General features: G+C 57.5%; 11 protein-coding genes and 1 pseudogene. 2 read left to right on the plus strand and 10 right to left on the minus strand.

Features of this window, described 5'->3' with window-relative positions; genetic code table 11:
• Positions 1-279: 279 nt before the first annotated feature.
• Together HZB23_12045 and HZB23_12050 are read left to right on the plus strand one after the other, a co-directional pair.
• Positions 280-1,320, plus strand: coding sequence for a Fic family protein (locus HZB23_12045; protein ID MBI5845387.1), 1,041 nt, complete (start codon positions 280-282; stop codon positions 1,318-1,320).
• A 207-nt stretch (positions 1,321-1,527) separates the two neighbouring features.
• A pseudogene (locus tag HZB23_12050) lies at positions 1,528-2,278 on the plus strand (IS5 family transposase).
• Between the two features lie 144 nt (positions 2,279-2,422).
• On the opposite strand, the gene HZB23_12055 reads toward HZB23_12050, so the two are convergent.
• From HZB23_12055 to HZB23_12100, 10 genes are all read right to left on the minus strand, one after another.
• Positions 2,423-2,911 (minus strand): hypothetical protein, encoded by a 489-nt coding sequence (locus HZB23_12055; protein MBI5845388.1) that lies wholly within the window; start codon positions 2,909-2,911, stop codon positions 2,423-2,425.
• 76 nt (positions 2,912-2,987) lie between these two features.
• Positions 2,988-3,596, minus strand: coding sequence for a methionine biosynthesis protein MetW (gene metW, locus HZB23_12060; protein MBI5845389.1), 609 nt, complete (start codon positions 3,594-3,596; stop codon positions 2,988-2,990).
• Positions 3,586-4,773 (minus strand): homoserine O-acetyltransferase, encoded by a 1,188-nt coding sequence (locus HZB23_12065; GenBank protein MBI5845390.1) that lies wholly within the window; start codon positions 4,771-4,773, stop codon positions 3,586-3,588. Before HZB23_12065 ends, metW begins: the two co-directional genes overlap by 11 nt.
• A 9-nt stretch (positions 4,774-4,782) precedes the next feature.
• Positions 4,783-6,039, minus strand: a complete 1,257-nt coding sequence (locus tag HZB23_12070) for an O-acetylhomoserine aminocarboxypropyltransferase/cysteine synthase (protein MBI5845391.1) — start codon at positions 6,037-6,039, stop codon at positions 4,783-4,785.
• Between the two features lie 17 nt (positions 6,040-6,056).
• Complete coding sequence (gene cysK, locus HZB23_12075; protein ID MBI5845392.1) at positions 6,057-6,989, minus strand: cysteine synthase A; 933 nt, start codon at positions 6,987-6,989, stop codon at positions 6,057-6,059.
• Positions 6,976-7,974, minus strand: coding sequence for a serine acetyltransferase (locus HZB23_12080; protein ID MBI5845393.1), 999 nt, complete (start codon positions 7,972-7,974; stop codon positions 6,976-6,978). Before HZB23_12080 ends, cysK begins: the two co-directional genes overlap by 14 nt.
• 109 nt (positions 7,975-8,083) lie before the next feature.
• Positions 8,084-8,692, minus strand: a complete 609-nt coding sequence (gene mobB, locus HZB23_12085) for a molybdopterin-guanine dinucleotide biosynthesis protein B (GenBank protein MBI5845394.1) — start codon at positions 8,690-8,692, stop codon at positions 8,084-8,086.
• A 21-nt stretch (positions 8,693-8,713) separates the two neighbouring features.
• On the minus strand, positions 8,714-9,745 hold the full coding sequence (locus HZB23_12090) for a molybdopterin-binding protein (GenBank protein MBI5845395.1): 1,032 nt from the start codon (positions 9,743-9,745) through the stop codon (positions 8,714-8,716).
• A complete protein-coding gene (locus tag HZB23_12095; GenBank protein MBI5845396.1) occupies positions 9,739-10,395 on the minus strand; it encodes a formylmethanofuran dehydrogenase subunit E family protein in 657 nt (218 codons plus the stop codon). The genes HZB23_12090 and HZB23_12095 overlap by 7 nt, the downstream gene beginning before the upstream one ends.
• A gap of 15 nt (positions 10,396-10,410) precedes the next feature.
• Positions 10,411-13,608, minus strand: a complete 3,198-nt coding sequence (locus HZB23_12100) for a molybdopterin-dependent oxidoreductase (GenBank protein MBI5845397.1) — start codon at positions 13,606-13,608, stop codon at positions 10,411-10,413.
• Positions 13,609-13,679 lie beyond the last annotated feature (71 nt).

Genomic DNA, 13,679 nt, shown 5'->3' on the forward strand with positions numbered 1-13,679 from the left:
CTCCTTCTCGGGTTGATGTTTTTCGCAAACTCATTTTACCCGAGAGGAAGACCGCGCGCCATCCCCCGGCTTCATCCTACGGGCCGGGGATGGCGCTTACTGCGGGGTGCTGACTGTCCGGGAAGATCTTAACTTTTTCACTCAAACGCGCCCATCCGCCTGCCCGATCCTTCTCGCAGCTACAAAAATAACACCTATGGTCACATGCGTTGAAATTAATTGGCTACCGATTTAAAAATAGGCTATTATTAGGCTACTAATGAAAGGTGAAGTCTGCCCATGCTGTCTCTTAACCCCAAAAAATTGGCTGCAATGTCCCTTCCGGTGAGCACGGGCTGGCTTCTCGGCTCCTGCATGGAGGCGCGGGGAAAGCAGGACCTCTGGATCAGGCAAAAGCCGGAAGTCCTTGAAATCCTGCGCGAGCAGGCGATTGTGCAGAGCGTCGAATCATCCAACAGAATCGAAGGGGTGACCATAGCGCCCAATCGCATCCGGCCCGTGGTTCTGGAAAAAGCCAAGCCAATGGACCGCCCGGAAGAAGAGCTATCCGGTTACCGTCAGGCACTGGACTGGATATTTTCGCGCAAGCGTCCGGTTTCGGTAACACCTGCGCTCATTGCCCGGCTGCACGCCATGGCCCAGGGCGGATTTACGGGAGACGCCGGGCAATGGAAAACGCGGGACAACGAAATCATCGAAATTCTGCCAAACGGTGAAAGGCGCATACGCTTTATTCCTACCGCAGCCAGGAACGTTCCTTACGCAATGGAAGAGCTTTGTGGGAATTACCGTGAAGCCTGCCAAAACGAGCACCTGCCGTCGCTCTTGGTGATATCAACCTTTGTTTTCGATTTGTTGTGCATCCATCCGTTCCGGGATGGAAACGGGCGGGTTTCAAGGCTCACCACCACCCTTTTGCTCCAATCCCACGGCTTCCAGGTGGCGCGCTATATAAGCCTGGAACGCCTTATCGAGGAGAGCAAGGAGAGCTACTACACCGTGCTGGCGGATTGTTCCAACGGGTGGCACGAGGGCAGAAACGAAATTCTGCCCTGGCTGAACTATTTTTTAAGCATATTGCGCCAGGCCTACAAGGAATTCGAGCGCAGGATGGAGTCCGCCGAGGCCCGCCCGGCCAAGAGCGATCTGGTGCGACAAACCATACTCTCCCAAGTGGAGCAATTCACCCTGGGCGATCTGGCGGCCCAACTCCCAGCGGCCAGCCCGCAACTCATCAAGAAGGTATTGGCCGAACTGAAAAATGAGGGCAAGGTTTCCCTTGTTGGCCGTGGCCGGGGGGCAATATGGTCAATTGCATAATACATAATAATCAAACTTAGAATGGACAAAGATCCGACTCTGCTGGGGGGAGCTTCCAATTCTGAACCGTTCATCATTAATAATGAGAGGCTATGCGCCTTTATGTCTACTATGTAAAAATAAATAAATTTATTATAACATAAATAGATTCTGTCGACATTCATATTCAGGTGTGCTATCGTTGCAGAAATAGATGGGAGTGCAACGATGGAGCGACATACTCTGCGTGACGATCAGTGGGAAAAATCAAGGATGCTTTGCCCGGAAAGGAAGGCGATCCAGGCCGTTCCGCCAGGGATAACCGCAAATTTATTGATGCGGTCATGTGGATTGGCCGAACAGGTTCGCCATGGCGCGACTTGCCGTCGGAACGCGGAAAATGGTCAAGTGTCCATAAAAGATTTATCCGGTGGGCCAAAAAAGGGATTTGGCAGATGATTTTCAACACCATTGCTGTGGACGCCGACACCGAATGGCTAATGATTGACAGCACCATAGTAAGGGCTCACCAACATGCCGCAGGGGCAAAAGGGGGCAAGAAAATCAAGCATTAAAGCGTTCAAGGGGCGGATTCAGCACGAAAATCCATTCGGCCACCGACTCATTGGGCAATCCGGTCCGCTTTATTTTGACGGGTGGAGAGCGTGCCGACTGCAAGGAAGCCCTTGATCTTCTGAAAGATCAAACGGCTGAGGCGGTTCTGGCTGACAAAGGGTACGATGTGGGGTACATCATAGAAGCTGTCATGGCTATCGGTGCGGAGGTGGTTATCCCACCAAAATCGAACCGGAAAGAGCAGCGCGAGTATGATAAGGTCCTGTATGAAGAACGTAATAATATCGAGAGGATGTTCGGGAAACTGAAGCACTTTAGGCGGGTCGCTACACGTTATGATAAGCTGGCTGTGTCGTACATGGCTTTCGTACTTTTAGCAGGTACTTGCCTTTGGCTAAAATGAATGTCGACAGAACCTAATCCGCGCCACCTGGAGTGCATGATTTCGCTGGTGTAGACCGCAGCCAGGAGCGCCAGGGGCCCGCCGAAAAGCATGGCGTAAAGGGTGGCCTTGATGGTGCCGAAGATGAGCGGCAAAAGCCCGTACTTAGGCTCGAAATCGTCGGTGCCGCTGGAGGATTGCCAGACGTTGGCGGGCTTGTCGTCGCCCTCGTACCAGACCGGCCCGAAGATGGCGGAAACGGTGGCTTCCGGGTGAGGCGCGTCGACGCGCCACAAAGACAGCGAGCCCGATGCCGCTGTAGCCGATTGCATACCTGTCCCTGGCCACTCCCTGGACCACCGAGGAGGAACCAGGCTGTTCCTTGACCTGGTCCTTGTAGTCTCCCTTGAAAAGCGCGTGTTCCTTGAAATATCCGTAGGTCCCGGAGGCCGAGTTGCGGCCGTAGAGGCTTATGGGACGGCTGGACCATTCACCGGCCAGTCCGAGCTGTCCCCAAAGGGCGATTTCCTGCCCGAATCCCCCCTTGCGGTTCTTGGAAAAAAACGCGTCCTCCTGCGCAAGGCTCGTGCCCTTTACGGGGTTGTCCTTGTGGCCGTAGACCGCCAGCATGTCTATGGAAGTGGGCAGCGCCACGGGCTTGTAGCCGAAGATCAATGGAAAAGGAAAGGGGAGGGGGCTTATGGATCAATCACGATTTTCGAGGGGAAGGTCAGCCGGATTTCTTAGGGCCGAAAAGGAACATTCCATGCGTTGCCCGGAGATTGGTCAAACATTTGACGCGGCGTCCGACTCCACCCGCTGCCGGAACGCTGGCCGCCGTCTCGCCAAGGATTGCAAGGCTCTCCTTTTTCAGGAACCGCTTGAAGTCCCTTATGGTTATGACCCGGATGTTGGGCGTGTCGTACCACTCATAGGGAAGGGCGCTGGTGATCGGCGCATTGCCCGTCGCGAAAAGCGAAAGCCTTACCTTCCAATGGCTGAAGTTCGGAAAGCTCACGATACACTTTTCACCCACCCTGAGCGCCTCATGAATCAGTTCCTGCGGGTTCGCCGTCTGCTGGAGGGTCTGACTGATGACCACGTAATCGTAGGAATCGTCCGCGTAATCCCTTATCTCTTCGTTGATGTCCCCCTGAAGGACCGCAAGTCCCTTTTCGATGCAGGAGGCGACCTTGGCCCCATCCTTTTCGATCCCGACGCCTTCGATGTTTTTTTCCCGAATGAGGTATTGCAGCAGGTCCCCGCTGCCGCATCCAAGGTCCAGAACCCTTGCCTTCGGCAGTATCCACCCGCTTATGACCTCAAGATCAAGACGCATGAGGCTTTCCTCCCGCCGCCGTCCCGGCCTTTGTCAAAAATCCTCCTATAACTGCGCTCAGGCGCGCGTCGGGGAGCAAAAAGGCGTCGTGGCCCCATTTTGCATCCAGTTCCACAAAACTCGGGGCCGCGTTGTTTTTCTTCAGGGCCCTTACAATTTCGCGGGACTGGTAGGACGGATAAAGCCAGTCAGAGGCAAAGGAGATAACGAGAAAACGGGCGCGGGCTCTGGAAAAGGCCTTGACCAAAGATCCGTTTCCCCATTCCCTGGCCAGGTCGAAGTAATCGGCGGCGCGGGTCAGGAACAGAAACGAGTTCGGATCAAACCGCTCGACGAATTTTTTCCCCTGATAGTGGAGATAGCTTTCGATCTCGAATTCGGCATCGAAGGAGAAGGAAAAATCCGATTTGTCCTTCAGGCGGCGTCCGAATTTTTCCCGCATCGCTTCGTCGGAAAGATAGGTTATATGGCCGATCATGCGGGCCACGGCAAGTCCGGTCACGGGTTTGCCCGTTCCGTAATAATCGCCTAGAAGCCAGGCGGGGTCGGCCATGATGGCTTGGCGGGCCGTCTCGTTGAAGGCGATGGCAAGGGCCGAATGCCTTGAGGTCGCGGCGATGGGAATTGCCAGCGCCGTCATGTCGGGGTAGCGCAGAGCCCAGTCCAGGGCTTGCATCCCTCCCATCGAGCCTCCGATGACGCACAGGAGCCGTTCTATTCCAAGAGAATGCACCAGCCGACGCTGCGCCCGGACCATGTCCCCAATGGTTACCATGGGAAAATCGAGGCCGTACGGCCTGCCGGTTTCCGGGTTGACGGAAGACGGGCCGGTGGAGCCCATGCAGCCGCCCAGAACGTTTGAACAGATCACGAAATACTTATCGGTGTCTATCCCCTTGCCCGGCCCTATCATTATATCCCACCATCCGGGCCTGGCGTCGGTTTCCGAATATGCGCCCGCAGCGTGACTGTCCCCTGACAATGCGTGCAGCACAAGGATCGCGTTGGTTTTACCGGAATTGAGATTCCCGAAGGTTTCGTAGGCAAGGGTTATGGGGCCGAGACCAGCCCCGCTTTCGAGCCTGAAATCTTCCGGGGCCGAAGCGAAGGAAAACCTGCGCTTGACAGCCGGGCCGACGGATGCCCCATCAGGATTGATTTCAGCGTATTCGCTCATGGGGCATTCTCAAACATGGTCAAGCGCCTGGCCAAGATCGAACAAAATATCGTCGATATGTTCGATACCCACCGAAAGGCGGATCATGTCCGGGGTTATGGATAGCATCTGCCTTATCGTTTCGTCAAAGGATACGTACTGTGTGGAATAAGGATGTATGGCCAGGGTCTTGCAGTCTCCGAGGTTGGCCAGGTTAGAGATCATGCGCAGGTTGTTGATGAAGGCAAAGCAGGCATTCCGGTCCGTAAGGCCGAAGGAGATCATAGCGCCGAAGCCTTTTCCCCCGAACTGGCGACTCGCGGTTTCATGCTGGGGATGGTCTTCTAGGCCGGGATACCTCACCCACGCCACGTCCGGCCTTTCGCGAAGAAAGCGGGCCACGGCCAGGGCGTTTGCCGTCTGCCTTTCCATGCGAATGGCCAGGGTGTAGAGTCCTATCATGGTCAGGTAAGAATGAAGCGGGGCCTGGGTGGTGCCGAAATTGATGTGGTGCTCCCGCCATACCCTGTCGAGGTATGCCATCTCCCCCTTCTTCTTGATGAAGGGCTCCATGTCCGGAAACCTTTCCGGCGGCCACGAAAAGGTCCCGGCGTCTATCACCGCCCCGCCGGTGGCGCTTCCGTGCCCGGAAAGATACTTGGTGGTGGAGTGGATCACCACGTCGGCCCCAAGCTCGATCGGGCGGCACAGATACGGCGTGGCCAGCGTGTTGTCCACCACCAGCGGCAACCCGTTCCCGTGGGCGATTTCCGCGACCCTCGCCAGGTCTGGAACATCCATCTTGGGGTTGCCGATGGTCTCCAGGTAAACGAAGCGGGTTTTTTCGTTTATGGCCTGCCGGATGGCCTCGGAGTCGGTGGGATCCGCCATCCGGGCGCTTATCCCGTATTTCCTGAAAACCGTCTGGAAAAGAACGTAGGTGGACATGAAAAGCGAGTTGCCGGTCACGAACTCGTCGCCCGAACGCAAAAGAGCCATGCAGGAATTGGATATGGCCGCCATGCCCGATGACATGACAATCGCGCCTTTTCCGCCCTCCAGGTCCTTCAGCTTTTCCTCCAGGGCCCTATTGGTGGGGTTGGAAAGCCGCATGTAGACGTGGTCGGCCCGTTTTCCGGCGAAGGTGTCGGAGAGGCTCTCGGCGGTCTCGTGGAGGTGCGCCACGTTCTGGAATATGGGCGGCAGGGTGGCCCCTTCCCAGGATTCCGGCGTAAGGCCCGCGTGGACGACCCTGGTTTCCATCTTTCGGGGCTTTTCGGACGACATGAAGAATTCCTCCTTATTCAAGACTTCTCCTTTTGAAACAGGGCGGTGCTCAGGTAGCGCTCGCCGGTGGAAGGCAGCACCGTCACGATGAGTCTGTTTTCGAACTCGGGTCTTTCCGCAAGCGAAAGCGCAGCCCACACGGCGGCTCCGGACGAGATGCCGCAGAGGATGCCTTCTTTTCGGGCCAGAGCCCTGGCAGTTTCAATGGCCTGCCCGTCCTCCACGGTAATGATTTCGTCGATGACCGAGCGGTCCAATATTTCCGGGATGAAGCCGGCCCCGATGCCCTGAATCTGGTGGGGGCCTTTTTTGCCTCCGGAAAGGACCGGCGAGGCTGCGGGCTCCACCGCCACCACCTGGAGGGAGGGCTTCCTCTCCTTCAGGAACCTGCCTGCGCCCGTGATGGTTCCGCCCGTGCCCACGCCGCACACAAGGGCGTCCACCCGTCCTTGTGTGTCGTCCCAGATTTCGGGGCCAGTCCCTTCATAATGGGCGAGGGGATTGGCGGGATTCCCGAACTGCTCGGGCATGAGTGCGTCGCCCGACTTTTCCGCGATTTCCCGCGCCTTGTCCACGGCCCCGGCCATGCCAAGGGCGGCGGGCGTGAGCACGAGCGCAGCTCCCAGGTGCCTCAAAAGCATCTGCCTCTCCACGCTCATGGAGTCGGGCATGGTGAGGAGCAGTCGATACCCCCGGCGGCCGCAGAGGGCGGCCAGGGCGATGCCTGTGTTGCCGCTGGTGGGTTCCACTATCAGCGTTTCCGGGCCGATGAGCCCCTTGGTTTCCGCGTCGGCGAGCATGGATGCGGCGATCCGGTCCTTGACGCTTCCCAGGGGATTGAAAAACTCCAGCTTGGCGGCAACGACGGCTTTCCGGCCAACGCCTGCCTTGTCAAGCCTCACCAGGGGCGTGCGCCCGATCGTCAAAGCGACGGACTCAAGAATTCCCATGGCCGTCTTCCTCCTGCCCGGCCTTTTTCCGGGCGTCGCGCGGCAGAATTTTCAATTGAAAGGGCTCCATCATGACCACGCTGTCAGGGCGCACCGACCGGGTGATCCAGACGTTGCCGCCTATTACGGAGCGCGCCCCGATAAATGTCTTGCCGCCCAGGATGGTCGCTCCCGAATAGATGATGACGTCGTCTCCTATGGTGGGATGGCGTTTTTTCCCCCTTAGCGAGTCGCATTGGTCCTTGGGAACGGAAAGCGCGCCGATGGTCACGCCCTGGTAAATGCGCACGTTTTTCCCTATCCTGGTGGTTTCTCCGATGACCACGCCCGTGCCGTGGTCTATGACGAAACCCTCCCCGATGCGCGCGCCGGGGTGAATGTCTATTCCGGTTATGCCGTGGGCGTATTCGGTCATTATGCGGGGAAGAAGCGGTACGCCCATTCCGTGGAGCCTGTGGGCGAACCTGTATACGAAAATGGCGTGAAAGCCCGGATAACAGAATATGATCTCGTCATGGCTCTTGGCCGCAGGGTCTCCCTCGTAAAAGGCCTGCACGTCGCTTTGAAGAACCCGCCGGACCCTTGGAATGGAATTCAACAATTTACCCGCCCCGGTATAGGCCGTTTGTCGGCAGGCATCGCAGGGTGAGCCTGCCGACAGGCAGTCGTGCCGCATGGTGCGGACGATCTGATCTGCAAGCATATCCAAAAGGGACCTTAAAAGAGAGCCGATGCGGCGCTCGAGGCTCATGCAGGCTTCATGGGGCGAAGCGAAATGGCCCGGGAAAACGATTTCCTTCAAAGTGTCAACCAGGCGCGCCACGGACGCAGCATCAGGAATGGAGGCGTTCGCAAAGAAGGCGCTTGCATTAAGTTCATTGAAATAATTGAGTATGTTGTCATGGAGGCCCAACATTCTTTTCCCGTTTTGGAAAGTATTGTCAAAAACCCCTTTGGGAATGCCTGTTTTGGACCTGTCATCCATTTTCGATTTCCGATTTTACCGTGAGCTGTTGGCGCATTACAGTCAAGAAGCCCGTAACGTGACTGGTTTGGGGGCAAGATCAGGAAAGGGAATGGCCGAAGCGGAAAATTTAAGAGGGCATGTCGCTTTTACCCGAATTTCGCCGGGCATTTTCCGGCCTTCCCATTCCGAAAAGCTCCAGAATGAAATCCGCCAGGCCGTCAACCGGGGAATGCGGAAAGCACGGTACGCCCCAGTCAAGATGGGTGTCGCACGCCACCGCCACAAGGCATTCGTCGAAACGGCAGGCGGGCGGCTTGCCGTTTTCAGGGCGGAAGATTTCGATCTTGGGAAGCTTGGCCCTTTTGAAACCTTCGGCAATGACTATGTCATGGCCTTTAAAGAGATGCAGGAGTTCATGGGGCTGGTGGTCGTGATCCGCCTCCGCCGCCATGCCGATGCCCCATGGCGAGGTCACCACCGAGGTTCTCGCCCCCGCCTCCTTGTGGCGGAAGCTGTCCTTGCCGGGGGTGTCCATCGAGAAACCATGAACGTCGTGCTTTATGGTTCCTACGGAAAATCCCCTTTGGTTCAGGGCGGAGACCACGGCTGTTACGACGGTGGTTTTTCCGGAACCGGAGAACCCCACGAAGCAGATTATGGGGGGGGATATCCCTTCATGGGGTTTCTCCAGCCCGGCATCCTTCCGGCAGCCATGACATTCGTCAATTTTTTTCATCACTGAAATTTTCCCTACCGGTCAGCTTCCCTTGCCGAAGGGGCAGTGCGGATACGCGCATTCTGGGCAATCCATGCACAATCCTCCGTGGCCGATGAAGGCCAGGTCTTTCTTTCCGATCCTCTCCCCTGCGAGAATGCGGGGCAGGATGAGGTCCAGAACCGTGGTGCGGTGATGCAGCCCGCAGGCTGGCACGCCCAGGAGCGGCACGTCACCGATATAGGCCACAAGGAACATGGCCCCCGGAAGGGCCGCAGCGCCGTAGTGGATTTCACCCGCCCCCGCGCCTTTTATGGCGGCCCTGGTAACGTCGTCCGGGTCCACGCTCATTCCGCCGCTCAAAAGAATAAGGTCGCAGCCTTTTCCGAGAAAGTCTTCGATGGCCCGGCAGATTTGGGCTTCATCGTCGGGCGCAAACGTCGTTCCCACGATATCCGAGCCGAGTGTTCGGATTTTTTCCGAAAGAACCGGCTCGAACTTGTCCTGGATCAGGCCGTGATAAACTTCGTTGCCGGTAATTACGAGGCCGACTTTGGCCTTCCGCAGAGGGATGACGCTGACCACTCCGCAGGAGCCATGGGCTATGGCCGCGGCCCTTTCCACGGGCGCTTTTTTCATGACAAGGGGAATGGCGCGGGTGGCCGCGACAAGAGCGCCCTTTTTCACCAGGGTATGTTCGTGCAGGGTGGCGCACATGACTTCGTCAACCATGTTGAAGGCGGCAAGGGCCGCACGGTTGACCCGCAACATGCCGTCCAGGTCGGCGTGCAGCGAAATTTTCCCCTCCCTGGGATTGTCCTCCCAGGTGACGCCAGGACCGGCCAGGCTTCTGGCGAGAATGGCGGCGGCCTGGTTTTCGTGAATTTCCCCTTCAGCCAGGTCAATGAGGAACAGGTGATTTTTCCCCAGTTTCTGCAAATGGCAGAGATCCTCCTGGCAGACAACGTGACCCTTGCGAAAGGCCGGTCCCTTGAACTCCCCGGGCCGGATTTCCGTGATGTCGTGGGCCAGTTCGGTTCCCACGGCTTCTTCCGCCTTGATTTTTCTCAGCAAGGGAGGCCTCCTTGGTTTTCCGTAACCATTTCCGACGCCTGCTCCATCCCATCCCAGGATATTTCGACGGGATGTGAAAAGTAACATCCGTCTGCGCAAACCTTGCAATAAGGAGCCTCCCCGGAAAAGACTTCGCGCCCGTCCCGGATGACCTGGCCGCAATTGCAGCAGACTGCTTTCCGCCTGGTCGGACCCGGCAGGTCTGAGGGCGAAATGTCGACCATGACCTTCTGAACCCGGAAGAGGACGCATTCCGGCATCCGCCGGTACGCCGCAAGTTGCCGGGCGTGGCCGCTTTCGACGCCGGGTGCGTATACTTCGGCGAGGTCCCGGGACTCCTCTGTGGAAAGAACCCGGAACGCGCAGCCTTTTTCAAGATTTACGAAGGTGGCTGCCATGATCCCGTAATCCATGAATTTCAGGCTGCGCCTGCCGAGCCTGACGCCGGTCACGTGGGCGACGGCGTCTGCGGTGCAGCGGTCCATCTCCACGTAGACGAGAATTTTTTTGACCTGTTCCCGGCTTGAGGGATCGTTCAAGCCGATGAGCCGACATCCCAGCATGGCCATGCGCACCCCTACAACCTGGCCGGGGCACAGGTGGCCGTGCGCTGCGGCTGAACTTTCCAGGAGTTGTTCAAAGGGTTTCATGGCCCGCCTTTATGGTCACATGACTTTTATGAGCCTCACCTTGCTCTGGTAAAAAACCGCGCTTCCGCCTGCGGTGTCCACAAGTCCCGTGTTCTTTAAAAACGGGTCAACCCGCATGGCTGCATTGGCGTGAATTCCGGTGCCGCGCCGACTGTCTCCCGGTATTCTTTCGCCGTCTATCGTCACATCAGAGACCCCGTAGGCCCAATGCCCGTGACCCAGTGAGAAGGCAGCCACCCCGGGGCGTATCCCTTCACGTATCAGAACCTTGCCGATCATGTCTTTTTGCCTGTTCGGACCCAGGTTCCAGACCCCGCTTTCATTGGTGGCGGATGAGACCCTCACGCGATCCCCCTTGCCCAAGCCCAGGCGGAGGGCGTCGCCGGGAGAGATTTCCACGAAATTTTCAGGATACAGGGCCTGGAGCCAATAGTTACCTGATGTGCGGCTCTTGGTCTGGGTGATGGTGCGGTAGGTGATGAGGGTCATGTCATAACCCTTGGGCCCGTCGTCCACAAGGTTGCCCAGGCAGTCGGTGGGGCCTTCCAAATAGCGGGCGTAAGCCAGGTAGGGCTTGCCAGTCATGGAATGTTTGGTGGCGGCGAATTTTTCCAGGTAGATGCCCACCAGCTTGCCGTACTTGTTTGCCATCTGCCCGTCCTTGTACGCCTTCTGGTATGCCTGGAAGCGTCCGCCCCGGTTCAGGACGTAAACCACGCTTGGCCACAGCGCCGGGCCGACAACCTTCTTCCAGCGTCCCGCATCGTAAACCGTGGGAGGCAGATGCTTGCGGGCCTGTTCAAAGAGCGCCAGCTCCTGGGCGTTGGCCGCAGGAACCATTTCCGATCCGTCAGGCTTGTCGCCCATGGCTATATTGGCCACCATGCGCAGGTAGAAGTCTTCCTCCCGCTTGAGCGGCATGCCCTGGCCCAGGCCGTTTTCACCGAAACCGGAGAGCTTCATTTTTTCGGCGATGCCTAGCACCAGCGACTCCAGGGACAAGGGCATTTTCTCTCCGAACACCGTCACCGTTTCCGTGAGCGGGGCGCATACGGGCTGCCGGAAAGGAGCCACCTTGGGGGTGACCGACGGATGGGAGCCCGAAAATTCCCAGCGTTCCAGGTAGGTGAGGTCCGGAAAGATGTAATCCGCATACATGGTGGTTTCGCCGATAACGATGTCAGAGGCGATGACGAGCGGTATTTTCTTGGGATCGGAAAGAATCTCGATAAGTTTGTGCCCCGCCGGAAGCGCATAGACGGGCGAGGCCATGTAGAGCATGAGGGCCTTTATAGGGTAAGGATAAGCGTCGCCCATGCTGGGTATCACTTCCTGGTAGACGTCGCTTGAAAAGGGATACCAGACCCTTTGGGACGGGTAGCCGTCGAAGATCGTGGTCTTGTCGTAGGCTATTTCGTGGCGGATGATGGATACGCCCCAGGGCTTTATTTTTCCAGAATGCTTGCCAAGGTCGAAGGGCTTGCCTTCCTTTTCCCCCGCGATGTCGAAGGTTGTGGCCTTGGAGAGCCCGCCCATCCAGTCGTGATTTCCTATGAGCGTGTTCAAAACCATGTAGGCCAAAACATTGTAGAAACCGGAAGTGTGCTGGGAAACGCCCCGGTGGATGTCGGCCACAGCCTTTTTTCCGTGGCTGGTGAACTCGTCGGCCAATTCAGTCAGGTCCGCTTCCTTGCAGCCCGCGATTTTAGCCCATTGCGAAAGGCTATTTTCCGCCGCTGCCTCCCGATATATCTGGAGCACGCTTTTCACCCGGATGCCTTTCGCATCCGTATCGACCAAAAGGTCTCCTTCTACCGGCCTGGTTTCGTCGTCCGGGTCGAAGAAGACAAGGCCGCCTCCGTACTGAACCACGAAGGGATCGAAATCCCAAAATTCTCCCGGCTTGTCCTTATCCTTGACAGGCCTTTTTTCGGGCGCGACACCCATGTCGGACCCGCGAAGGTATGCCCCTGTGGACCCGTCCGGGTTGATTTTCACAAGCCACGCAGCCTGGGTCCAGGTGGGCTCGTTGTCGGCTGCGGCTGCGGCCTTGTTGGCGTTGGCGAGATACCTGGCGTCGTAACGCTGGTTTTCTATAATCCAATGAATCATACCCATGGCCACTGCGGCCACGCCGTTCGGGCTTACCGGAATCCATTTCCAGGCCCGGGACGCCACCTTGGAGCAGCGGGGGTCCACCACGGCGATCTTCAACCGCTTATCCGTCATCCCATTGGTCAGCTTCTGAATTCGGAGCGGGGGGCCATAGTTGGCGTCATAGATGTTGGCCCCCACGAACAGGATGAATTCCGCATTGCCCGTATCAGCCTGCCAGTAAAACTTCTTGCCGTCGGCCCACTTGCCCTCGGTGAACTGGTCGCTCATGGCCTTGCAGGTGAAGTAGAGGGAGCCCTGGCAGACGGTGGTGTGGCCGTGCATGTTCGCCGAGCCCAAGGCGCTTCCCGTGAACCGTTTCAAAAGCTCACTGCGCCCTCCCTTGAGCCTTCCGGTGTTCAGGCAGAACTGGTTGTTTTTCGGACCCAGGTCAGGATGGTTCGGATCGATGAGATAATGAAGATTTGCGGCATGTTTCAGCTTATATTCATCCAGGGTCATCTTCTTCTTCGCCACCAGGGAGGCGTCCTCAGCCAGGGCCTTGGCGATTTCAGGGTCTTTAAGGACCGCTATGTCCCGAAGTCCCTCCACGCGCCCCTCCCCGAAAAGATTGCCGCCCTCGACGACTTCCCTCACGGCCTGATCGAAGGAAATGGTCGTCCACTTGTTTTCACCGCGTTTTCCCGCCCTTTTCAGAACCTTCACGAGCCGGTAGGGATCATAAAGCGCCTGGATGCCCGCGTGCCCCTTGGGACAGATGGCGCCGTCCACCGAGGCGGCCTCCGAAAGGGGCGTCTCGTAAGGCAACTGGGGGGTCATGGTCCACGGGCTGTAGGGGTTACCGTCTATTTTAACCACCCGCCCGTCGATTATTTTTACCTTGATGCCGCAGTTGGTGTTGCACTGCTGGCACACGCTGTGAATCTGGTTTTCCGGCATGTGGAGCCGGTAAGCGCTTCCTGTTCCGTCTTCGCTGTCCCAGGATAATTCCCCCTCCGCGTTCAGGCCGAAGGGATCGATCCAGGAGGAGACGGCAAGACAGCCGCCCAGAAGGGCGGAGGTTCTGATGAAATCACGCCTCGTCACTTTTTTTTCCATGAGGCTCGTTTTGGCATTGGCGTCATTTTCGCCCATGATGTCTTTTCTCCTTGTCTGTTCCGCCCGGTCTG

This window comes from Deltaproteobacteria bacterium (assembly GCA_016235345.1).
Taxonomy (GTDB): domain Bacteria; phylum Desulfobacterota; class Desulfobacteria; order Desulfobacterales; family Desulfatibacillaceae; genus JACRLG01.